Origin of the sequence: Streptomyces himalayensis subsp. himalayensis (genome assembly GCF_013778455.1) — a bacterium.
GTDB classification, from domain to species: domain Bacteria; phylum Actinomycetota; class Actinomycetes; order Streptomycetales; family Streptomycetaceae; genus Streptomyces; species Streptomyces himalayensis.
In genome coordinates, this window is the sequence record NZ_JACEHE010000001.1 from 76,429 (window position 1) to 98,433 (window position 22,005).

The 22,005-nt window shown below is 68.6% G+C and carries 25 protein-coding genes; 16 read left to right on the plus strand and 9 right to left on the minus strand.

Annotated features, from left to right (window positions below; translation table 11 throughout):
* The gene (gene sdhC, locus H1D24_RS00360) at nt 1–822 is read right to left on the minus strand and encodes a succinate dehydrogenase subunit SdhC (RefSeq protein ID WP_181655284.1); all 822 of its coding nucleotides are present in this window, start codon (nt 820–822) and stop codon (nt 1–3) included.
* A gap of 69 nt (nt 823–891) precedes the next feature.
* Nucleotides 892–1,179, minus strand: coding sequence for an Rv0250c family protein (locus tag H1D24_RS00365; protein WP_181655285.1), 288 nt, complete (start codon nt 1,177–1,179; stop codon nt 892–894).
* Between the two features lie 416 nt (nt 1,180–1,595).
* Here H1D24_RS00365 and H1D24_RS00370 point away from each other — a divergent pair, with 416 nt between their 5' ends.
* From H1D24_RS00370 to H1D24_RS00400, 7 genes are all read left to right on the plus strand, one after another.
* Nucleotides 1,596–4,013, plus strand: coding sequence for an ABC transporter family substrate-binding protein (locus tag H1D24_RS00370; RefSeq protein WP_181655286.1), 2,418 nt, complete (start codon nt 1,596–1,598; stop codon nt 4,011–4,013).
* Between the two features lie 157 nt (nt 4,014–4,170).
* Entirely contained in the window at nt 4,171–6,078 is a 1,908-nt protein-coding gene (gene typA, locus H1D24_RS00375) for a translational GTPase TypA (protein ID WP_181655287.1), read from the plus strand.
* A gap of 943 nt (nt 6,079–7,021) precedes the next feature.
* A complete protein-coding gene (locus H1D24_RS00380; RefSeq protein ID WP_181655288.1) occupies nt 7,022–8,635 on the plus strand; it encodes a peptide ABC transporter substrate-binding protein in 1,614 nt (537 codons plus the stop codon).
* A 130-nt stretch (nt 8,636–8,765) separates the two neighbouring features.
* Nucleotides 8,766–9,695, plus strand: coding sequence for an ABC transporter permease (locus H1D24_RS00385; protein ID WP_181655289.1), 930 nt, complete (start codon nt 8,766–8,768; stop codon nt 9,693–9,695).
* Nucleotides 9,688–10,650, plus strand: coding sequence for an ABC transporter permease (locus tag H1D24_RS00390; protein ID WP_181655290.1), 963 nt, complete (start codon nt 9,688–9,690; stop codon nt 10,648–10,650). Before H1D24_RS00385 ends, H1D24_RS00390 begins: the two co-directional genes overlap by 8 nt.
* An 11-nt stretch (nt 10,651–10,661) precedes the next feature.
* A complete protein-coding gene (locus H1D24_RS00395) occupies nt 10,662–11,720 on the plus strand; it encodes an ABC transporter ATP-binding protein (protein WP_181655291.1) in 1,059 nt (352 codons plus the stop codon).
* Entirely contained in the window at nt 11,713–12,870 is a 1,158-nt protein-coding gene (locus H1D24_RS00400; RefSeq protein ID WP_181655292.1) for an ABC transporter ATP-binding protein, read from the plus strand. Before H1D24_RS00395 ends, H1D24_RS00400 begins: the two co-directional genes overlap by 8 nt.
* Nucleotides 12,871–13,048: 178 nt before the next feature.
* On the opposite strand, the gene H1D24_RS00405 is transcribed toward H1D24_RS00400, so the two are convergent.
* The 3 genes from H1D24_RS00405 to H1D24_RS00415 form a co-directional block, all read right to left on the minus strand.
* Entirely contained in the window at nt 13,049–13,375 is a 327-nt protein-coding gene (locus H1D24_RS00405; protein ID WP_220136211.1) for a nucleotidyl transferase AbiEii/AbiGii toxin family protein, read from the minus strand.
* A 327-nt stretch (nt 13,376–13,702) separates the two neighbouring features.
* Nucleotides 13,703–14,050 carry a hypothetical protein gene (locus H1D24_RS00410; protein WP_181655293.1) on the minus strand — a complete coding sequence of 116 codons (348 nt, stop codon included), beginning with the start codon at nt 14,048–14,050 and terminating at the stop codon, nt 13,703–13,705.
* Nucleotides 14,051–14,112: 62 nt separating this feature from the next.
* Entirely contained in the window at nt 14,113–14,475 is a 363-nt protein-coding gene (locus H1D24_RS00415; RefSeq protein WP_309484158.1) for an ATP-binding protein, read from the minus strand.
* A gap of 77 nt (nt 14,476–14,552) precedes the next feature.
* On the opposite strand from H1D24_RS00415, the gene H1D24_RS43895 reads away from it, so the two are divergent.
* From H1D24_RS43895 to H1D24_RS00430, 3 genes are read left to right on the plus strand one after another with little or no spacing between them, the layout of a single operon-like run.
* A complete protein-coding gene (locus H1D24_RS43895; protein WP_181655294.1) occupies nt 14,553–14,720 on the plus strand; it encodes a DUF397 domain-containing protein in 168 nt (55 codons plus the stop codon).
* Between the two features lie 52 nt (nt 14,721–14,772).
* Nucleotides 14,773–16,005, plus strand: a complete 1,233-nt coding sequence (locus tag H1D24_RS00425; RefSeq protein WP_181655295.1) for an MFS transporter — start codon at nt 14,773–14,775, stop codon at nt 16,003–16,005.
* Nucleotides 16,006–16,014: 9 nt separating this feature from the next.
* Entirely contained in the window at nt 16,015–16,350 is a 336-nt protein-coding gene (locus tag H1D24_RS00430; protein WP_181655296.1) for a VOC family protein, read from the plus strand.
* A 60-nt stretch (nt 16,351–16,410) separates the two neighbouring features.
* Here the strand turns inward: H1D24_RS00430 and H1D24_RS00435 are convergent, their stop codons facing one another.
* The 4 genes from H1D24_RS00435 to H1D24_RS41980 form a co-directional block, all read right to left on the minus strand.
* Nucleotides 16,411–16,791 (minus strand): DUF6247 family protein, encoded by a 381-nt coding sequence (locus H1D24_RS00435; RefSeq protein WP_181655297.1) that lies wholly within the window; start codon nt 16,789–16,791, stop codon nt 16,411–16,413.
* Nucleotides 16,792–16,808: 17 nt separating this feature from the next.
* Nucleotides 16,809–17,054 carry a hypothetical protein gene (locus H1D24_RS00440; protein WP_181655298.1) on the minus strand — a complete coding sequence of 82 codons (246 nt, stop codon included), beginning with the start codon at nt 17,052–17,054 and terminating at the stop codon, nt 16,809–16,811.
* On the minus strand, nt 17,051–17,338 hold the full coding sequence (locus H1D24_RS00445) for a hypothetical protein (RefSeq protein WP_181655299.1): 288 nt from the start codon (nt 17,336–17,338) through the stop codon (nt 17,051–17,053). Before H1D24_RS00445 ends, H1D24_RS00440 begins: the two co-directional genes overlap by 4 nt.
* Before the next feature lie 129 nt (nt 17,339–17,467).
* Nucleotides 17,468–17,716: an ATP-binding protein gene (locus tag H1D24_RS41980; RefSeq protein WP_309484159.1), complete on the minus strand. Its 249-nt coding sequence runs from the start codon at nt 17,714–17,716 to the stop codon at nt 17,468–17,470.
* A 254-nt stretch (nt 17,717–17,970) separates the two neighbouring features.
* Between H1D24_RS41980 and H1D24_RS00455 the strand changes: the two genes are divergently transcribed.
* The 6 genes from H1D24_RS00455 (at nt 17,971) to H1D24_RS00480 (ending at nt 21,924) form a co-directional block, all read left to right on the plus strand.
* Nucleotides 17,971–18,855, plus strand: coding sequence for a helix-turn-helix domain-containing protein (locus H1D24_RS00455; RefSeq protein WP_181655300.1), 885 nt, complete (start codon nt 17,971–17,973; stop codon nt 18,853–18,855).
* A 10-nt stretch (nt 18,856–18,865) separates the two neighbouring features.
* Entirely contained in the window at nt 18,866–19,093 is a 228-nt protein-coding gene (locus H1D24_RS00460) for a DUF397 domain-containing protein (RefSeq protein ID WP_181655301.1), read from the plus strand.
* Complete coding sequence (locus H1D24_RS00465) at nt 19,090–19,479, plus strand: VOC family protein (protein ID WP_181655302.1); 390 nt, start codon at nt 19,090–19,092, stop codon at nt 19,477–19,479. Before H1D24_RS00460 ends, H1D24_RS00465 begins: the two co-directional genes overlap by 4 nt.
* 73 nt (nt 19,480–19,552) lie before the next feature.
* Nucleotides 19,553–20,479 (plus strand): PDDEXK family nuclease, encoded by a 927-nt coding sequence (locus H1D24_RS00470; protein ID WP_181655303.1) that lies wholly within the window; start codon nt 19,553–19,555, stop codon nt 20,477–20,479.
* Nucleotides 20,480–20,663: 184 nt separating this feature from the next.
* Entirely contained in the window at nt 20,664–21,257 is a 594-nt protein-coding gene (locus H1D24_RS00475) for a SigE family RNA polymerase sigma factor (protein WP_181655304.1), read from the plus strand.
* On the plus strand, nt 21,250–21,924 hold the full coding sequence (locus H1D24_RS00480; RefSeq protein ID WP_181655305.1) for a hypothetical protein: 675 nt from the start codon (nt 21,250–21,252) through the stop codon (nt 21,922–21,924). Before H1D24_RS00475 ends, H1D24_RS00480 begins: the two co-directional genes overlap by 8 nt.
* The last annotated feature ends 81 nt before the right edge of the window (nt 21,925–22,005 follow it).

Here is a 22,005-nt window from a genome sequence, read left to right on the forward strand (position 1 = left end):
TCAGAACAGCCTCGGATCGTCGAAGGCGCCGCTGGCGAGCAGAAACACGTAGAAGTCGGCGAGCGCGACGCTCACCAGCGAGGTCCACGCGAGCAGCATGTGCCGGGCGTTGAGTTTGCCCACCCACTGCCACAGCCGGTAGCGCACGGGGTGCTTGGAGAAGTGCTTCAGCTTGCCGCCGACGATGTGCCGGCAGGAGTGGCAGGAGAGCGTGTACGCCCAGATCAGCACGATGTTGACCAGGAAGACGAGGGTGCCCAGGCCCATGTGGCCCCACTCGTAGTTCTCGTCGCGGAAGGCGAGGACCGTGTCGTACGTCAGGATCCCGGCGACCGGGAGCGCCGCGTAGAAGAAGTAGCGGTGGATGTTCTGCAGGATCAGCGGGAAGCGGGTCTCACCGGTGTACTTCTTGTGCGGCTCGGCGACCGCGCAGGCAGGTGGGGACGCCCAGAAGCCCCGGTAGTACGCCTTGCGGTAGTAGTAGCAGGTCAGCCGGAAGCCCAGCGGGAAGATCAGGATGAGCAGGGCGGGGGACAGGCCCCACCAGCTGCCGAAGATCTCCCAGTTCGGGCCCGCGCGCATCGGCTCGCAGTTCTCGGCCAGGCAGGGCGAGTAGAACGGCGATACGTAGGGCGCCGCGTAGTAGTCCGCGTTAGCGAAGGCCCGCCACGTCGAGTAGACGACGAAGGCCAGCAACCCGGCCGCGGTGGCGGCAGGCGCCAGCCACCAGCGGTCGGTCCGCAGATGCGGGGCGGCGATGGCGGCGCGGCTGCCTTGCCGTACCCCGCCTGTGTTCATTTGTGGTTCTGTGCCGGTTGCCAACGAAGTTCCACTCCTTTGTGGACTGTGAACGACTCAGTGGGCCGTTCGCGCTGACGGTCGCGACGCCGGTCAGGGAGCGCGCCGGTCGCGGGCGCCCAGGCCCTCGTCGTCCGAGTCCGTCCACAGCGCGCTGTCGTACGGCGTGTCCGGGATGCCCACGAGCTCGGGCTTCTTCTGTGTCCGGAGGGCGGGGGCCGCCTCGCGCAGCAGCGCGACGCTCTCGCGCAGGTGGTCGGCGTCCGTGCGTACCCGGCGGATCTCCAGGCTGCGTCCGACGTGCTGCTCGAGCCGGCCGACGGACCGGACGAGGTCGTCGATGCAGCGTTGTACGGCGGTCAGATCGTCCTGCAGGGACATGACTTGCCCTCACTTCCGCGGTTGCGGTGGCAACGCTCACGCGCCTGCGAGTGTCGCGCGTCACATCTCGCCTGTGAAGGGATCTGCCCGGATTCCTGGTCCGCGTGCCACGCATGCGCCCCTTACGCGCCCCCGATCGGCCCATTAGTCACAGAGGACGTCGCGATGTGCAGCAGCCGCAGCGGAATCGCCTGCCACTTCCGCCGCGCGGGTGACCTTGGGGCCTCTCTGTGTCGTGTCGCTACCGACAAACCCACACGATCCTCTTCAGTGGGGCGATACGTGTGATCAGCACCATACTCCGCACAGCATTCCGTACAAGCACAGCATTCCGTACACCCTGAGCAGTCCCGGTCCGATCCGGCCCGGACCGGACCGGCGGCGCGCAGGCCGCGCGAGCCCCGGAGGTACCAGTGATGTCTCTCGACGGCGTCAGGCTGCGCCCTGTCATGCGATGCGTCGCGTTCCTCGCGGCAGGAGTGCTCACCGTGCCCGCCCTGGTCGGCTGCAGCAGCGGTAGCGAAAAGGCCGGCCGTCCGGTCGCCGGCCAGGACATCGCGTCGGCGGGGCGCGAGCTGATCAGCGACGGCGGCACCCTCAACTGGGCCGTCGACGCCCTGCCCGAGACGCTCAACGCCTTCCAGGCCGACGCCGACGCGACCACGTCGCGCATCGCCGGCGCCGTCCTGCCGTCCCTGTTCCGGCTCGACGAGCTGGGCCGGCCGCAGCGCAACCCCGCCTTCCTGGAGTCCGCCGAGATCGTCGAGCGCGAGCCCAAGCAGGTGGTGCTCTACAAGATCAACCAGCAGGCGGTGTGGAGCGACGGCCGCGAGATCGGCGCCGCCGACTTCACCGCACAGTGGCGCGCCCTGTCCGGCAAGGACACCGCGTACTGGACCGCGCGCAACGCCGGCTACGACCGGATCGAGAGGATCGAGCGAGGCGCCAGCGACCTGGAGGTACGGGTCACCTTCGCCAAGCCGTACGCGGACTGGCGCTCGCTGTTCTCGCCGCTGTACCCGAAGGACGTCATGGGCACCCCGGACACCTTCAACGACGGTGCGCGGTCCAGGCTGAAGGCCACCGCCGGGCCGTTCACCCTCACGAAGATCGACCGTGCCGCGGGCGATGTGACGCTGGAACGCAATCCGCGCTGGTGGGGGAACCCGGCCAAGCTCTCCACGATCGTGCTGCGCGCCGTGCCGCGCGACGAGCGGGCCGCCGCGCTCGCCGAGGGCAGACTCGACCTGGCCGACGTCGAGCCGGCCGACGCCCAGCGCATCGCACTCGCCACCCGCGACAAGGGAGCCGACGGGGCACCCGCGCACGGGCCCGTCGCCGAGACCAGTCCCGCCCAGGCGCTGCGCTCCTGGGCCGTCGCGAACGGCTCGGACGCACAGGCGGCCCAGGCCGAGAAGCTCGCCCGCGAGAAGCGGAGCGAGGCGGCCGAGCAGTACACCAAGGAGCAGGCGAGCCTGCGCGACTACGTCCTCCGCAAGTCCCTGGAGCCCTCCTACACGCAGCTCGCGCTCAACGGCTCCCAGGGCCCGCTCGCCGACGAACGCGTACGCCGCGCCGTGGCCCGCGCCCTCGACCGCGAGGAGCTCGCCCGGCTCGTGCTGACACCGCTCGGGCTGCCCGCCGAGCCGGTCGGCAACCATCTCGCACTGGCCGGCCAGGCGGCGTACGCCGACAACAGCGGTGCCCTCGGCGGCCAGGACACGGAGGCGGCGCAGGCGCTGCTCGCGGACGCCGGATGGGTGCCGGGCGGCACGACGAAGGACGGAAACGCCGCGGGCAGCGAGGCCCGGGACTCCGGGAAGTCCGCGGACGGGGCCCCGGGAGGATCATCCGGCGGCTCCGGCAGTTCCTCCGGCTCCGGCGACTCGGTGGACTCCGGGACGTACGACGAGGCCGGCGCAGCGGAGGAAGCCGCCGAGGACGACGACGGTACGTACATCGTCGGACAGGAGGACGACAAGCCCGGCAACAGCGGCAGCTCCGTGCTCGCGCCCGCTCCGGCCGTCGCTCTCCAGCGCGCCGCGCTCGTCCGCCAGGCGGATGCCCTGGTCATGCCCGGTGAGGCCGACAGGGAGAAGCTGCAGGATCCGCGGGGGCAGGACGGCCGGCAGCAGGCCAGGCGGGGCGGCGTCCCCGGCGCGTACGCACCGAAGGGAACGGCCGCCCCCAAGACGAGCGGCACCCCGCAGAACACGGCGTCCCCGGCCGGTGCCGCGGCCGACGGTGCCGCCGCAGGCCAGCTGGCCAAGGACGGCAAGCCGCTCACACTCCGCTTCGTGCTGCCCTCGGGCCCCGGATCGGAACAGCTGCGGGCCGTGGGCGACCGGATCACGCGGATGCTGGAGCGCATCGGGATCCGCACGGAGACGTCCAAGGTCTCCGACGACAGCTACTTCAAAGACCACATCGCGTCCGGCCAGTACGACCTGGCGCTGTACTCGTGGCCCGCGACCGCCTTCCCCGCCACCGACAACCGGCCGATCTTCGCCAAGCCGGTGGCCGCCGCGGACGGCTCGCTGAGCATCGAGCAGAACTACACGCGGGTCGGCACCGACCACATCGACCAGCTCTTCGACCAGGCGATCGCCGAGCTGGACGAGCAGGAGGCGGCCGCGCTCGTCAAGCAGGCCGACGCCCGCATCTGGGCCGTGGCCAGCTCCATCCCCCTCTACCAGCGCCCCCAACTGGTGGCCGCCCGTCCGAACCTCGCCAACGCAGGCGCTTTCGGCTTCGAGACCCCGGTCTACGAGGACATGGGCTACCTGAAGTCGGGGGTCCACCAGGGCGCGCCCAAGGGAAGCCCGAGCCGCTGACAGGGCCCCCAAAGGGGGCACCCAAAGGCCCCCGCAAGCCCCACCCCGGAGCGCACCGTACGATGGGGTGAGGCCGTGGCGTGTCCAGCCCGGCAGGGCCCGCGTACCGAAGAAGTACGCGGCAGCCGTCCACTCACTCCGGGAGAAGCGCCCCACTATGGCCACGCGCCACGACATCCGCAACGTAGCCATCGTCGCCCACGTCGACCACGGCAAGACCACCCTCGTCGACGGCATGCTCAAGCAGGCCGGCGCCTTCGCAGCCCACGCCGCCGAGAACCTCGACGATCGGATGATGGACTCGAACGACCTGGAGCGTGAGAAGGGCATCACGATCCTCGCCAAGAACACCGCGGTGAAATATCACCCGAAGGACGGCGGCGAGGTCATCACGATCAACATCATCGACACCCCCGGCCACGCCGACTTCGGCGGCGAGGTCGAGCGCGGCCTGTCGATGGTCGACGGCGTGGTCCTCCTCGTCGACGCCTCCGAGGGCCCGCTGCCGCAGACCCGTTTCGTACTGCGCAAGGCGCTCGCCGCCCGGCTCCCGGTGATCCTCTGCATCAACAAGACGGACCGCCCGGACTCCCGTATCGACGAGGTCGTCAACGAGACGTACGACCTGTTCCTGGACCTGGACGCGGACGAGGACCAGATCGAGTTCCCGATCGTCTACGCCTGCGCCCGTGACGGCGTGGCCTCGCTGACCAAGCCGGAGGACGGCACCGTCCCGGCCGACAGCGACAGCCTGGAGCCGTTCTTCTCGACGATCCTGGACACCATCCCGGCCCCGTCGTACGACGAGGAGGCCCCGCTCCAGGCCCACGTCACCAACCTCGACGCCGACAACTTCCTCGGCCGTATCGCGCTGCTGCGCGTCGCGCAGGGCGAGCTGAAGAAGGGCCAGACCGTGGCCTGGATCAAGCGCGACGGCACCGTCCAGAACGTCCGTATCTCCGAGCTGCTGATGACCGAGGCGCTCACCCGCAAGCCGGCCGAGAAGGCCGGCCCGGGCGACATCTGCGCGGTTGCCGGTATCGCCGACATCATGATCGGCGAGACGCTGGCCGACCCGGAGAACCCGGTCGCGCTGCCGCTGATCACGGTCGACGAGCCGGCGATCTCCATGACGATCGGTACGAACACCTCGCCGCTGGTCGGCCGCGGTGGCACCGGAAAGGGCGCGGACAACAAGGCCGCGGTCAAGGACCGCAAGGTCACCGCCCGTCAGGTCAAGGACCGCCTCGACCGCGAGCTGATCGGTAACGTCTCGCTGCGCGTCCTGGACACCGAGCGCCCCGACGCCTGGGAGGTCCAGGGCCGTGGCGAGCTGGCGCTGGCGATCCTCGTCGAGCAGATGCGCCGCGAGGGCTTCGAGCTGACCATCGGCAAGCCGCAGGTCGTCACCAAGGACGTCGACGGCAAGGTCTACGAGCCGGTCGAGCGTATGACGATCGACGTGCCGGAGGAGCACATGGGTGCGGTCACGCAGCTCATGGGCGTCCGCAAGGGCCGGATGGACAACATGTCCAACCACGGCTCCGGCTGGGTCCGCATGGAGTTCGTCGTCCCGTCCCGCGGCCTCATCGGCTTCCGCACGGAGTTCCTGACCAGCACCCGCGGTACGGGCATCGCGCACTCCATCCACGAGGGCCACGAGCCGTGGTTCGGCACGCTGCAGACCCGCAACAACGGCTCGCTTGTCGCCGACCGCTCCGGTGCCGTCACCGCGTTCGCGATGACGAACCTCCAGGAGCGCGGCGTGCTCTTCGTCGAGCCGGGCACCGAGGTCTACGAGGGCATGATCGTCGGTGAGAACTCGCGCTCCGACGATATGGACGTGAACATCACCAAGGAGAAGAAGCTCACGAACATGCGGTCGTCGACGGCCGATGTCGCCGAGTCGATCGTCCCGCCGCGCAAGCTGTCGCTGGAGCAGTCGCTGGAGTTCTGCCGCGACGACGAGTGCGTCGAGGTCACCCCGGAGGCCGTCCGCATCCGCAAGGTGAACCTGGACGCCCGCGACCGCGCCCGCGCGGCCTCGCGCGCGAAGCACGCCTGACGCTGGGCGCTGTGCCGTAAGGGGCGCCCCGCGCAGCCTGAGGCTGCGCGGGGCGCTCGGCGTCTGACGCCGCGCTTGCCGCGCAGCGGCGCGGACGCCTGAGCTTGTCCCGGGCTTGGGCGGCGTGCGCGTGCATGTCCCATGCCGTTACGCCGCCTCCTGTCGGCGGTGGGTCGGGGCCCGTCGGGATGTACTCCCCAGTGCCTTGAGGGCCTGGGATGCCCCCAGCGGGCGCACATCACGGCACGTCCCCTTCGGCGCGTATGCGGCTGCCGGTCGGTGGCTGGTTCTGGCCCGCGGTGGGCGGCCGCGCCGACCTGCGCACGCCGAGCACATGTCCCGACGCCGTCGGACACAGCATCGGCATTCGTCCGAAACATCTGGCCGGTACCACAGAGTCCGGACGCCCCCGAACAGGTGGCGCCTGAAGCCTGTCGTACCGGAATGCCCCAGGTTGCGGATTGGGTCCCATCCACGCCGCCAAGGAAGCCCGTCAGCCCCGTATCTACGCGCGGGGACTGGCAGCTACCCTTCCTGTTGTGGGCGGCGAGGGTTGCGGCGGAGGGCGTCGGGAAGGGTATGGCAGATCATCGCCATGTTCGCAACCGGTTTTCCTTGGCCGACCGTCCGGAATACGGACGCTGCTGCCCGATAGATATGTAACGCGTCCGTTTCGCGGCCATCTATCTCGGATCGGTTTGTCCGGATTTTGGACTAAGTAGGCGTCAGGTGTGATCGAACCGAGACCAAAAGGGTGTGGCCGGGTCGTAGCCCATGGCTAATAGTTAGGCGCGTAGAGCTCGGGTCAATGGGTCACGCGCTGTGGGGAGCGCCGACTCACGAGCACACTGGGGCACCGGATCTCTTCGCCGTCAGGGGTGGCGGCGTCGTTTCATGTGCACCCTGTTGACGTGAACAAGTGGACTCATGAGGAGGAGAACCCATGCGCGGTGCCAAGAGCGCCAAGTGGGTCGCGGGGGCAATCGTCGTCGCGCTGGCAGCAACGGCCTGTGGTGGCGGTAGCGGCGAGGACGAGCCGAAGGACAAGGGCGCGCTCGCGGGCTACGTCTCGATCGATGTCGGCGAGCCGCAGAAGCCGCTGATCCCGGCGGACACCAACGAGACCAACGGCTCGTACGTCATCCAGTCCCTGTTCACTCAGCTTCTGGACTTCGACGCCAAGGGCGAGATCGTCTACACGAACGCCGAGTCGGTCACCACCGAGGACTCGAAGACGTGGACGGTCAAGCTCAAGAGCGGCTGGAAGTTCCACAACGGCGAGGACGTCACGGCGCAGTCGTACGTCGACGCCTGGAACTGGTACGCGAACATCAAGAACAACCAGCAGAACTCGTTCTGGTTCGCTGACATCGCCGGCTACGACGACGTCCACCCGGAGAAGGGCGACCCGAAGGCCGACAAGATGTCCGGTCTGAAGGTCGTGGACGACACCACCTTCACCATCGACCTGAAGGAACGCGTTCCGTACTTCAACTACAAGCTCGGCTACACCACGTTCGCCCCGCTTCCGAAGGTCTTCTACGACGACCCGAAGGCGTTCGGCCAGAAGCCGGTCGGTAACGGTCCGTACAAGTTCGAGAAGTGGACCCACAAGAAGCTGATTCAGGTCCAGGCCTGGGACGACTACAAGGGCCCCAACAAGGCCGCGAACAAGGGCATTCAGTTCAAGAACTACGCCACCCTCGAGGCGGCGTACCAGGATGTCGTCTCCGGCAACCTGGACATCATCCGCCAGGTCGGCCCGACGGACCTGCCGAAGTACAAGCAGGACCTCGGTGACGGCGCCATCGAGGAGCCGTACGCGGCCATCCAGTCGCTGGTCCCGGCCTTCTACTCCAAGACGTTCAAGGACGTCGACCCGAAGGTCATCCAGGGTCTGTCCATGGCGATCGACCGTGACACGATCACCAAGACCGTCCTGAACAACACCCGTACGCCCGCGACGAGCTTCACGCCGCCGCAGGTCAAGGGCAACCAGGACCTGGACACGGACGTCTTCACGTACGACCCGAAGAAGGCCAAGGCGCTCATCGAAGAGGGCGGCGGCGTCCCGGGCAACAAGGTCTGGATCCAGTACAACACCGACGGCGGCCACAAGGAGTGGGTGACCGCGGTCTGCGAGTCGATCCGCAACGCCACCGGTGTCGACTGTGTCGGCGACGCGAAGCCGGACTTCGCCACCGACCTCGAGGCGCGCGACAACGACGAGGTGAAGTCGATGTACCGCGGCGGCTGGGTCGCCGACTACCCGGTCAACGTCAACTTCATCAAGGAGCTCTACCACACCAACGCTGAGTCCAACAACGGCCGTTTCTCCAACAAGGAGATCGACGCGCTGATGGCGGAGGGCGACAAGGCAGAGTCCCTGGACGAGGCCGTCAAGGCCTACCAGGAAGTCGAGAAGAAGCTCGTCGACGAGATGCCGGCCATCCCGCTGTGGTACTACCGCATCAACGGTGGCCACGGTAAGGGCGTGGACAATGTCAACGTGGACTTCCACGGCGACCTCGAGCTGACCGAGGTCACCACCAAGTAAGCGAGCCTGCGGGCCAATTCCCACTCGGCCGTAGTCCGCCGTCGCCGATCCCATCGGCGACGGCGGAAGGCAGCGGGGCCGTCTCTCATGCGACGGCCCCGCGACTGCAGTTACCCACACGGAGGCACCCATGGGGCGTTATGTCGCACGACGACTGCTCCAGATGATCCCGGTGTTCATCGGGTCAACATTGCTGATCTTTCTCATGATGTACGCCCTGCCCGGCGACCCCGTCCGGGCGCTCATGGGAGACCAGGCGTTCGACCCGGCTGTGGTCGAGAGCATCAGGCACGACCTCGGCCTCGACCTGCCGATCTGGCAGCAGTATCTGAACTACCTGGGCGGACTGCTCCAGGGCGACTTCGGTACCACGATCGGGAGCCAGCGTCCCGTCGCGGACATCATCGCTGAGGCGTTCCCGGTCACCATCCGGCTCACGCTCTTCGCGTTCGTCTTCCTGGTGATCGTCGGCATCAGCCTGGGTGTCATCGCCGGTCTGCGCCCTGACTCCGTCCGGGACCGCGGTCTGCTGACCCTGACCCTGGTGCTGATCTCCATGCCCTCCTTCGTGCTGGGTTACCTGATGCAGTACCTCTTCGCCTTCCAGTTGGGCGTCACGACCCCGACCGTGCAGGACTCCGAGAACTTCGGCGACCTCCTGCTGCCCGCGATCGTGCTCGCATCCCTGTCCCTTGCGTACGTGGCCCGCCTGACCCGTACGTCGATGGCGGAGAACCTCCGGGCGGACTACATGCGCACCGCCGTGGCCAAGGGGCTGCCGCGCAGCCGGATCGTCGGCGTCCATCTCATGCGCAACTCCATGATCCCGGTGGTCACCTTCCTCGGCACCGACATCGGCAACCTGATGACCGGCGCCATCGTCACGGAGGGCATCTTCAACGTGCAGGGCGTCGGTGACGCCATCTACGAGGCCCTGTTCCGCCGGGAAGGCGCGACGGTCGTGGGCATCGCCTCGCTGATCGTGATCGTCTACCTCGTCGCCAGCCTGCTCGTCGACCTGCTTTACGCGGTCCTGGACCCGAGGATCCGGTATGCCTGAGAAGACCGCTGAGAAGGCCGAGAAGACCGTGGCGAACGACCTGGCCCAAGGAACCGCCGCTGTGGCCGCGGAGTCCGGCCCCACGCCGGCGAAGGCCCGCAGCCTGTGGTCCGACGCCTGGCACGATCTGCGCCGTAACCCGCTCTTCCTCGTGTCGGCCGTGCTGATCCTGCTGCTAGTCGTCATGGCGGCCGCGCCCGGCCTGTTCACCAGCGCATCCCCGCGCGACGCCGACCTGGCCAAGCACTACCTCCAGCACCCGAATTGGGGCAACTTCTTCGCCCCGGACTGGCTCGGATACGACGGCCAGGGACGCTCCATCTATGCCCGCATCGTGTACGGTGCTCGCGCCTCGATCCTCGTCGGCGTAGGCGTGACCGTGCTGGTGGCCGTCCTCGGCACTGCGGTCGGCATGACCGCCGGATACTTCGGGGGCTGGCTCGACAGCATGCTGTCCCGGGTCACCGACGTCTTCATGGCCATTCCGTACCTGCTCGGCGCGCTGGTCGTCCTCACCACCTTCGAGGTGCGCACGGTCTGGGTCGTGATGCTGGCGATGGCCTTCCTGGGATGGACCACGATCGCCCGCGTCGCCCGCGGTTCCGTGATCACCGTCAAGCAGGCCGACTACGTCGTCGCGGCCAAGGCGCTCGGCGCCTCCACGACACGCATCATGCTGAAGCACATCCTGCCCAACGCCCTCGCTCCGATCATCGTCGTGGCGACCATCGCGCTGGGCGGCTACATCGCGGCCGAGGCCACGCTGTCCTTCCTCGGTGTCGGCCTCGCCGAGCCGACGGTTTCCTGGGGCGTGGACGTCTCCGCGGGCCGTGAACAACTGCGCAACGCGCCGTACGTGCTGATCATCCCGTCGGTGATGGTCTCGATCACGGTCCTGTCGTTCCTCATGTTCGGCGATGCTGTACGCAACGCCCTCGACCCCAAGCTGCGCTGAGGGAGGCGTACGTGACCATCATCGACAAACCTGCGGACGTTCCCGCGCCGCGCGCCGGGGACGACTTCGACGGCCCGCTGCTCGAAGTCCGCGATCTGCACGTGGAGTTCCACACCCGGGACGGCATCGCCAAGGCCGTCAACGGTGTCAACTACACCGTCAACGCGGGCGAGACGCTCGCCGTGCTCGGCGAGTCCGGTTCCGGGAAGTCCGTGACCGCCCAGGCGATCATGGGCATCCTCGACATGCCGCCAGGCCGCATCCCCAAGGGCGAGATCTTCTTCCGTGGCGAGGACATGCTCAGGATGTCCGGCGAGGAGCGGCGGAAGATCCGCGGCCGGAAGATCGCGATGATCTTCCAGGACGCGCTCTCCTCCCTCAACCCGGTCCTCTCCGTGGGCTACCAGCTCGGCGAGATGTTCCGCGTCCACCAGGGCCTCTCCAAGAAGGACGCCAAGCTCAAGGCCATCGAACTGATGGACAGGGTGCGGATCCCGGCCGCCAAGGAGCGCGTGGGCGACTACCCGCACCAGTTCTCCGGTGGTATGCGCCAGCGCATCATGATCGCCATGGCGCTGGCCCTCGAGCCCGAGCTGATCATCGCCGACGAGCCCACCACAGCCCTCGACGTGACGGTCCAGGCACAGGTCATGGACCTGCTCGCGGAGCTCCAGCGCGAGTACAACATGGGTCTGATCCTGATCACCCACGACCTCGGCGTGGTCGCCGACGTCGCGGACAAGATCGCGGTCATGTACGCGGGCCGGATCGTCGAGACCGCCCCCGTGCACGAGCTCTACAAGCGGCCCGCGCACCCGTACACCCGCGGTCTGCTGGACTCGATCCCGCGCCTGGACCAGAAGGGCCAGGAGCTGTACGCGATCAAGGGTCTGCCGCCCAACCTGACCCGTATCCCGTCCGGCTGCGCCTTCAACCCGCGCTGCCCGAAGGCGCAGGACATCTGCCGTACCGAGGTGCCGGCACTGCTTCCCGTCACCGAGCGGGACGGCAGTGAGCTGGCCGGCCGCGGCAGCGCGTGCCACTTCTGGAAGGAGACGATCCATGGCTGAGCTCAGCAAGGCGGGTGAGCCGCAGGACGCCCTGGACGCGACTCCGAACGTCACCGACGTGGAGGTGGTCGACGCCCACTCCGACGCCGAGGCGGTCGCGGCCATCGAAGCCCCCGTCGAGCGCGGTGAGCCGATCCTTCAGGTGCGCAACCTGGTCAAGCACTTCCCGCTGACCCAGGGCATCCTCTTCAAGCGGCAGATCGGCGCGGTCAAGGCCGTGGACGGGGTCTCCTTCGACCTGTACCAGGGCGAGACCCTGGGCATCGTGGGCGAGTCCGGCTGTGGCAAGTCCACCGTCGCAAAGCTTCTGATGACCCTGGAGAAGGCGACCGCCGGCGAGGTCTTCTACAAGGGCCAGGACATCACCAAGCTGTCCGGGCGTGCGCTGAAGGCCGTACGCCGGAACATCCAGATGGTGTTCCAGGACCCGTACACCTCGCTCAACCCCCGTATGACGGTGGGCGACATCATCGGCGAGCCCTTCGACATCCACCCCGACGTGGCGCCGAAGGGCGACCGGCGGCGGAAGGTCCAGGAGCTCCTGGACGTCGTCGGCCTCAACCCCGAGTACATCAACCGTTATCCGCACCAGTTCTCGGGCGGTCAGCGCCAGCGCATCGGCATCGCCCGCGGCCTCGCGCTCAACCCCGAGATCATCATCTGCGACGAGCCGGTCTCCGCCCTGGACGTGTCCGTCCAGGCGCAGGTCATCAACCTGATGGAGAAGCTGCAGGACGAGTTCAACCTGTCCTACATCTTCATCGCGCACGACCTGTCGATCGTCCGGCACATCTCGGACCGGGTCGGCGTGATGTACCTCGGCAAGATGGCCGAGATCGGCACGGACGAGCAGATCTACGACCACCCGACGCACCCCTACACGCAGGCGCTGCTGTCGGCGGTCCCGGTGCCCGACCCGGAGGCCCGCGAGGGTCGCGAGCGGATCATCCTCACCGGGGACGTGCCCTCGCCCGCCAACCCGCCGTCCGGCTGCCGCTTCCGTACGCGCTGCTGGAAGGCCCAGGACAAGTGCGCCACCGAGGTACCGCTGCTCGCGGTCCCCGAGCGGTTCGCCGGCCAGGACGCCCCGGCCGCGCACGAGTCGGCGTGCCACTTCGCGGAGGAGAAGGACGTGGTGCACGCGGCGTGACTCCCGCTGGCACGTGGACGGGGGCGCCCGGGACCGAAGTCGGTGCCGGGCGCCCCCGTCCGTGTGGGGTTGCCCTGATGGCGGACTCAGCGTCCTGGCGCCTGGCTCAACAATGCCGAGCCTGCGTTCTGACGCGGCATCGGCAGGCGTGTCGGTCCGGGCGGGTCCGGCCTCGTCCTCAGCTCGTCCGCCGTTGAAGATCGTCGCGCCAGTCGGCGAACAGGCGCCGCATGCGTTGAATCTCTTCCGGCGGGGTCCCGTACTCCGCGAATGCGACATCCGTGATCTGGGTGAGGGCGCTGAGCGCGTCTGCGAAGGGGGCGGCGGCGAAGCCGGGATCGGCTTCTGCGGCGAGGCGCAGGAGATCGTCGCGTGAGTAGCGTCCGCTGGTGATGGCTGCGGCGATGTCCAGGAAGTCCCTGGGCAGTGCACGCCCGTACAGGGCGCACATCTTGTTCGCCACGGCGTCGTCTGCGTGCAGGACGGGGCCGATGTCGAGCAGCACTGGCTCGTGGGGACCTCCAGTCCGCGGAAAGTTCGAGTTTGTCCGGCTCTCCGCCCTCCGGAGCGGTGACCAGCAGGCGCGCGAAGGTGTCAGCCTGGACCAGCACGTCCACTTTGAAACCCGATCCGGTCAGTGCGGTGCTCACCGACTCGACGAGCGAGGAGAAGGAGTCACGGTGCTCCCACCCGGTGAAGAGGTCGATGTCGCCGCTAGGGCGCGTGCCCATGCCGTGTGCGCGTACTGCGTATCCACCCGCCAGCGCCAGACCGTATGGAGTACCCGCCGCCAGGGCGATCCTGGCGATTCTGAGGTGCCGGGGCTCCATATCTAGGCTGCGGCCGAGAGGCGCCGGATCTGGGCCAGGTCCGGGAACCGGGACTCCCATGCCTGCCGTACGGCATCGGGGAGCCACAGCAGTGCCCACAGCTGCCGAAGCGTGCGCGCGTCCAGAAAGGTGTGCAGGTCTTCAGAGGTGACCGCCTCGATGATGACCGTGCGGTAGAGATCGACGATGCGACCTGGGCTGTCGAGGTCGTACTCAGCGTTCCCTGACCAGTCCAGGTGGCGTGGAAGGCGCACGATGCCTGAGACCGGGCCGGTGAGAAGGTCGAGCCGGTCGGGTGTGGCGTATGGCCGCGCGTAGCGTGTGCCCGCTGGCCGTTCGATCGCTGCCATGCGGCCATCGTGGCACATCCGGGAGCCGAGCGGACGGCCCTGATCGTGCACCTGTGGATAACTCACGCCTCTCCCTTCGGGGCGATGCTGAACCACACCGCCTTGCCCTGCGGGTATTCCCGTACGCCCCACTCGTCCGCACAGGCGTCGACGATGCCGAGACCGCGCCCGGACTCGGCATCGGGAGGCACCTCGGCCCGGGCGGCGATGCCGGGGGCGTGGTCCCAGACGGTGACCTGGAAACGGGCGGGGTCCGGGTCCCAGTCCATCGAGACGTACGCGTCGGTACGGGAATGGCGGTAGGCGTTCGTGACCAGCTCGGAGGCGAGCAGTTCGACGGTGTCTGCCACGCAGCCGAGGCGGGCGGCGTTGAGGATGCTGCGGAGGGTGGCACGGACGACGCCGACGGCGCGGGGGTCGTGCACATCAGCAGCGTCGAAGCCGGGCGCACCAGTCTGTCGCCCGAGCGGCTGTATGCCCTCGCATCGGCGTCAGGTCGGGCATGCCCGAACTCGCGTGGCAGAAGTCGACTTTCAGCGAACCCGGATCCGATACCTGCGTCGAGGTCGCTGTCGACCCGCACCCCCCACCTCCGCGAGAGCGACATCCCGGCAGGCAACAGCACTGGATGGGGTTGGTGATGTCAGCGGGTCCGGTCGGACTGCTATGATGAGCGCGTTGGCCTTCGGCGTGCCCAGTGCAGGCGCCCGGAGGCTTTTTTCATGCCTTCTGACACGTCTGACACGTCCGCGCCCACTGCGCCTGCCATCACCAGTTATCGAGACCTGCTCCGCAACAGCGAGTTCGTCGGCCTGTACGCCAGCTTCATGTTGACGGTCGCCGCGAGCACCCTGTCGGGCTTCGCACTCGGCACACTGGTCAACCACCAGACCGGCTCCCCGTTCCTGACGGCCGTGAGCATGTACGGCGCCACGTTCGCGACGGTACTCGGTGCACTGACGCTGATGTCGGTCGCGGACGGGAGCCGTCCTCGCCGGACCCTCGTCGCGCTCGAGTTGGTCTCGCTGGTGGGTGTTGCTGCGCAGGCGATTCCGGGGCTGCCGCTGGCTGCCCGGTTCGGGCTGCTGCTGGTGCTGGGGTTCTTCCAGTCCCTGGGGACCGGCACGCGGATGGGGTTGCTCGCCGAGGTTGTGCCGACCTCTGCCTATGTGCTGGCGCGTTCGCTGATGAACATCACCTCGGGTGGCATGGCGATCCTCGGCTACGCCATCGGCGCCCTGCTGCTGCGGTACCTGAGCCCGCAGGGGGTCTTCATCGTCGCCGCAGCCCTGACCGGAGTCGGGCTGGCCGTGGTGGCGACCACCGTCCGGGAACACTCCATCCGTCTCACCCGTCGCCCCGGACTGCGCCAGACCTGGACGACGAACATCGCACTCTTCTCCCACTCCGGCCAGCGGGCGTTGCTGCTGAACCTGTGGGTCCCCAATGGTCTGATCGTCGGCTGCGAGGCTCTGTTCATCTCCTACGACCCGGGCCACGCCGGGACCCTCCTCGCCGCCGGATCGGCGGGCATGTTCCTCGGGGACCTGAGCGTCGGCCGGCTGCTCAGCGCCGACCAGCGACGCCGCTGCGCGTTCGTCCTGCGGCTGCTGCTCGCTGCCCCTTACCTTCTGTTCGTGATCCACCCGCCGGTCCTGGTCGCGGCAGCCGCGGTGTTCGCTGCCAGTGCCGGGTTCGCCGCCACCCTGCCCCTGCAGGAGCAGCTTCTCGAGCTGACACCCGACCCGGTCCGCGGTCAGGTCCAGGGCGTCGAGTCCGCCGGCCGGATGACCTGGCAGGGCCTCGGCGCCGCGATCGCCGGCGGCGTCGCCCAGCACGTCGGCCCCGGCGCCGCGATCACGGCCGTCGCCGCAGTGTCCGTTGCCATCACCGTTGTCTCCCGGCCGTTCGTGGTGCGCGCCCGTGCCGTCCGTGTCGAGAAGGCCGACGCATGAGTCACGCCCATGCTCGGCTACGTGCCGTACCAGGAGTGGTCAGCGGGCCGCAGCTGGCGCATGGGTGAGACGTATCTAGTGATCGAGCAGTCCCCAGCCTTGCGCGGAGACCGGCACGACCGGCTGCGGCCTGGGCTGAACCACCTCGCCATTCACGTGGAGAGCCGACCGGAACTCGACGCGCTGGTCGCCGAAGCGCCCCGGCACGGCTGGTCACTGCTCTTCCCCGAGCGGCACCCCTATACGGGCGGCCCTCGGCACTACGCCGCGTACCTGGAGAACATCGACGGATTCGAGGTCGAACTGGTGGCCGCGCCAGAGTCAGAGCCGCACCCCGGGCGATAGGAGGGACGGACATGACGGACACGGCGTCAGGGGCGTACGCCCCAACGCCATGCGTCAGTGTCACCCACGTCGTGCCTCGTCTCGGACAATCCCGGCCTCGGCGCACGCGGCGTCGAGAATGCCGCCGATCTCGGCTGCGATGGCGCGGGCCTCGTCGAGGCTCTCGGTGGTGGCGGCGCGCGCTTCCAGGGCGCGCAGGCGGGCCGCGCGCTCCGGGTGCCGCTCCAGCGCGACGTACACGGCCCACTGCCCGACAAAGCGGCGCATGGGCGCGGCAGTGAGCTGCTCCCGAGCCTGCTCCAAGGTGGCGGCGCGCTCCGTGTCGAAGGTGGGCAGGGCGTCCGGAGCAAGCTCCGCGAGTGCGATCCGCAAGTCTTCCGGAGTGGCCACCGGCTGAAGAACGACGGGATCGCCGGAGGCGGAGTGTGCGGCGGTGCGCATGCGCCAGCCTCTCCGGTTCACTCGAGGCATGAAATCTGAACCGGCACCACGGTCAAGGTGGTGTGGCTGATGAGGAGGACCGCGAGAACACTGCCGGTCTCCAGTGTGCGGATCGTGCCGTCGTCGTGCCCATAGGGCTGCGTGTGCGCCATGGGAACCGACTGCACGTCGATCAGTGCGGCGGCGAATTCCCGGCGTGCCGAGAGCGGTAACGAAGCGTAGACCTTGTAGAGCTCCGGGCCCCAGTGAAGATCGTAGATCACGCGGCACCTTTCGCGTCGAGCCCGGCCGACTCGCGGAGTTCGGCGGGGGAGACGCGGACGTACTCGGGGGGAAGCTGGCCGTGTCGCTCGATATGGTCACGCACCTGCACCGCGCGCTCATACCCGGCGGCGAGCTCCTCGGCCACCTTCTGCCACTTGGCCACGACCGCCGGGAGGTCGTCGACGGGTGCCAGGTTCACCTCGGAGAGGAACCGCATGCGCGTGGCGGGCGCCGGGATGGCCTCGGCGATTCTTGCGATGGTCCACGGCTCGGTTGCGCTCATGGTCTGGCTCCTCGGTCCGATGTGTCCGTGTGTGTCCGTGCGGCCTCTGTTCGCCAGAGTAGCGGCGGGACTGGCGCCGGTTCTGTGTCTGTGGATAACTCACGCTTCTCGCTTTGGGACCACGCTGAACTACACCGCTTTGCCGCGCGGGTAGTCCTGTACACCCCACTCGTCGGCGCACGCCTCGACGATGCCGAGTCCGCGGCCGCACTCGTCGCCGTCGGCGGTGGCCCGGGGCTCTGGGGTGCCGAAGCCGTGGTCCCAGACTGTGACCCGGAAGTCGTCCGCGGTGCGCTCCATGCTGACGTACGCGTCGCTGGAGGAGTATCGGTATGCGTTCGTCACGACCTCGGAGGCCAGCAACTCGACCGTGTCCACGATGCAGTTGAGTCCCGCGGCGCGAGAACGCGCCGGAGAGTGGCGCGGACGACGCCTACGGCTCGGGGGTCGTGGGGGATGAACAGGCCATAGGACCAGGGGGGTTCGGACATGCCCATGTGGCAGCCTCCAGGGTGTGTGCCTACTGTGACTGGCGCCATACGTAAGGTAGCGCCAGCGGTTGCCAATCCTCAACCTTCTTGGTGGTGTTGGTGGTTGATGGATACTGCAGGGGGATGTGACGAGGAGGACGTATGGGGCTCAGGGGCAACCCGACGTATCGGCAGCGGCGATACGGTGCCGAGGTTCGTGCTATCCGTGAACGCGCGGGGTTCACGGCTGCGCTTGCGGCGGAGGTTATGGGGATGAACGCCTCGCACATCAGCACTGTCGAGTCGGGGCGAACCGGGTTGTCTGCGGACCGGCTTCGTCGACTCGCTGCCGCTGTGGGTAGCGAAGACTCAACCTATGTCGAAGCCTTGATTGACCTGGGGCAACGGACAGGCAAGGGCTGGTGGAGCGAGTACCGACACGTGCTCGGTGCCCCTCACCTTGACCTGGCCGAACTGGAGGACATGGCCTGTGTCCTGCGGACCTACGAGCCGCTGTTCGTGCCTGGCCTGCTCCAGACTCGCCCCTACGTCGAGGCCATCCATCGGGGCGGATACAGGTCGGCTTCGCAGGCTGAGCAGGAGGCCCAGGTCGAGTTCAGGGTGCAGCGACAGCGGGTTCTGACCGGGGAGCGTGCACCGCGGTTGCACGCGATCATCCATGAGGCCGCCCTCAGTGCATCGCTCGGCGACCGGAATGTGATGCGCGGCCAGCTGCTGCACCTGATCGAGATGTCACGTCTCCCGCACATCACCATCCAGATTCTGCCGTTCGACGGCCCAGTCGGTTTCGGTACGGGGTTCGTGATGATCGAGCCGCAGGTGGCGGAGCTGGGTACGGTCATCGTCTCCCACATCGAGCAGTCGCTCTATCTGGACGGAGCGGACACCGCCGCCAAGTATTCGGACTGGTTCGCTAAGTTGGCGAATGTGGCCCTCCCTCCCATCGACGCGGCCACGGCGCCGGAGGCGCGCACCGCCAAGGATTCGCTGGGGTTGATTCAGCGGCTGCTGTACCCCTTGCTCTAGGAAGGCGTATATGTCCGAGCTCAGGTGGCAGAAGTCCAGCTTCAGCGAAGGAGGGGCCGCGAACTGCGTCGAACTCGCCCTCACCCCCACCGGAACCCCCCACCTCCGCGAGAGCGACACCCCCGCCACGGTCATCGCCACCACCCCCGCCGCCCTGCGCGCCCTGCTGCGAGGAATCAAGGCAGGCACCGGGGCCACCACAGGTATCGGCACCGCTTCACGAGGGCGTGGCGCATGACCGTCGGCGTCGGCGCCCTGCAATGCGTCGTACTGGACTGCCCCGACCCCCGCGCCCTCGCCCGCTTCTACCGCGGGCTCCTCGGCGGTGAGGTCGACCGGCCCGACCCCCGCTGGTCGCTGGACGACGACTGGTCCACCCTGCACGCCGCCTCCGGCGGCCTGGTGCTGGCCTTCCAGCGCATCGGCGACCACCGGCCGCCGCGGTGGCCGGACCCCTCCGCCCCGCAGCAGCTCCACCTGGACATCGAAGTCGCCGACCTCGACCGGGCCCACACCGAGACCCTCGCCCTGGGCGCCGCCCTCCTCGACGACGGGGGCGGCACCCGCAGCTGGCGGGTGTACGCGGACCCGGCGGGCCACCCGTTCTGCCTGGTGCGCCACTGAGAGGGGGCGGGCCGCGCCCGGGAGTTATCCACAGGCACCCGCGCCATCCGCCAAGAGTCAGGATCATGGGCGCATGGGGGAACTGGCCAGAGGGGGCCTCACGAGTCTCGCCCGAGGCGGAGTACTGCTCTCCGCCTGGGCGCTGGAAGCGGGGTGGCCGCGGACGACGCTGACGGAGCGCCTGCGTGAGGAGCGCTGGACCCGGATCCACTCCGGGGCGTGGGCCCTGCCGGGCGCAGCGGTCGACCTGTGGACGCGGCTGTGGGCGGTACAGCTGGCGCGCCCGGACCTCGTCGTCAGCCACCGGTCGGCGGCCGCCCTGCACCGCATCGAACTACCTGCGTACGCCGTGGAGTTCGTGGAGTTCACCGACCCGGGGGACGGTGGCCGCAGACGCGCAGGCGTGACGGTACACCACTCCCCGCTGAAGCAGCACGAGGTCACGGTCCGCCGCAGCCTGAGGGTCACCTCACCCGCCCGAACCACCGCCGACCTCCTGTGCACACGCCCGCGTGACGAGGCGGTGGTGGCAGCCGACTCCGCGCTCTCTCGCCGCCGCGTAGACGGCGTCTGGCGCCCGCCACTGGTCCAACGCGAGGACGTCGCGGCCGCCCTGACCATACGACGACGGCGAGTCGCCCAGGCGCGCACCTGGCTCGAACTCGCAGACGCCCGCTCGGGTTCCCCCGCCGAGACCGTGGCCCGGCTGCGCATACACGAAGTGGGCTTGTTCCCGGAAGTGCAGGTCGAGTGGCTCCCACCGAACGCCGGCCGACGCTACTCCGACTTCTACTTCCCGGCGCACGGCCTCCTCGTAGAGGTAGAGGGCTACGCCTACCACGGCACGCGAACCGCACACCAGCGAGACGCAACGCGGTTCAACGAGCTGGCTCGCTGCCCCCAGATCCGCAAGCTCCTCCGCTTCACGGCCGAGGACGTCTACGTACGCCCGGAATACGTGATCACAGAGGTCCGCCGAGCTCTCGCACTCCTGTCGTGAGTGGTGTTTGGGTATTCCGGACGCGATAAATGCGGATAAATGTGGTCTAACGAACGGTTGCTCTGCCCGAATTCGAGGGTTCAGGGCTGGGAGGGAAGTTGTGCGTAACATGCCTGCCGTCCCGGGCGTGTTCCAGGCAGAGCAAGAAGTTCGAAGCAGTCGTACGAGGGACGGACGGGGGACGATGGCGACGCAGTCGGATGACTCTGCGGAGTTCGACGCGTTCTACGCCGCCACGGCCAAGCGCCTGGTCGCCACGGTCTATGCGATGACCGGCGATCTGGCGGAGGCCGAGGACGCGGTGCAGGAGGCGTACGTACGCGCGTGGCAGCGCTGGGCGCGGCTGACGCGGGAAGGAGACCCCCTGCCGTGGGTGCGCACGGTCGCGATGCGGCTGGCGATCAGCACCTGGCGGCGCACCCGCGGGCGCCTGCGCGCGCACTTCCGGCACGGCCCGGGAGCCGACGTGCCCGAACTGTCCGCGGACCGGGTGGGGTTGGTGCAGGCGCTGCGCGAACTGACCCCGGAACAGCGGCAGGCGGTGGTCCTCCATCATCTCCTCGACCTGCCCGTCGAGCAGGTCGCCCGGGAGGCCGGCGCATCCAACGGCGCCGTACGCACGCGGCTCAGCCGCGCCCGCAAGGTCCTGGGTGAGCGCCTCTCCGATCCTGCCGGTGCCGATGGTCCGGCGGATCCCACCGGTTCCGCTGATCACGCCGGTTCTGCCGGTTCCGCAGGTTCTGCTTTCACCTCCGAGGGGGTTGCCAGCCATGGTTGAGGTCGAGGAACTGCTGGACGAGACCGTGCTGCGGATGCCGAGCGGGGCGGAGGTGCGGGCGCGGGCCACGCGGCGTCGTACCCGGCGCCGGGTGGCCGTCGCGGCGGCCGTGACGGCGGTGGTCGTCGGCGCCGCTTCGTGGGCGGTACTGCCGGGCGGCGGGCCGGCGGACGTACGGCCGGCGGGCACGCCCACGGCATCGCCTTCGGCCGACGCGGGCGACACCCCGTACAAGAAGGACGGTGTCGTGCGGCTGCTGACCGGGGAGCAGGTGCCGTTGGACGAGAAGTGGCACTGGCGCCGGGACGAGCAGGGGAACATCGACGCACCCCTCCCGTATCTGTTCTTCGACGGCTGCCCCGATTCCCTCGCCTACTCCGAGGGGCACGGCAACCAGCAGCGGTACACCACGTCCTTCAACGGAGACGACGAAGCCCTGGCCCGCCAGCGCTACGCGGAGTACGACAACGCCGCCGACGCCGCCGCCGATCTCACCGATCTGCGTGAGTCGCTCTCCGCCTGCGGCCTGAAGCAGCACGGACGGGGTGAGGACAGCTACTACGCCGACATTGACACCGACGGGCGGGGCATGCGCGTCACGATCGAGCACGGCGAGCGGTGGACCTCCGTGGTGGAGGTGCAGGAAGGCTGGCCGCAGACGGGCTGAGCCCGGCCGCCGGCAGTGAAGGGCGTACGACGGAGGCCCGTCCCCCCGCTTGGGCGGCACGGGCCTCCGGCTCCCCGGGAA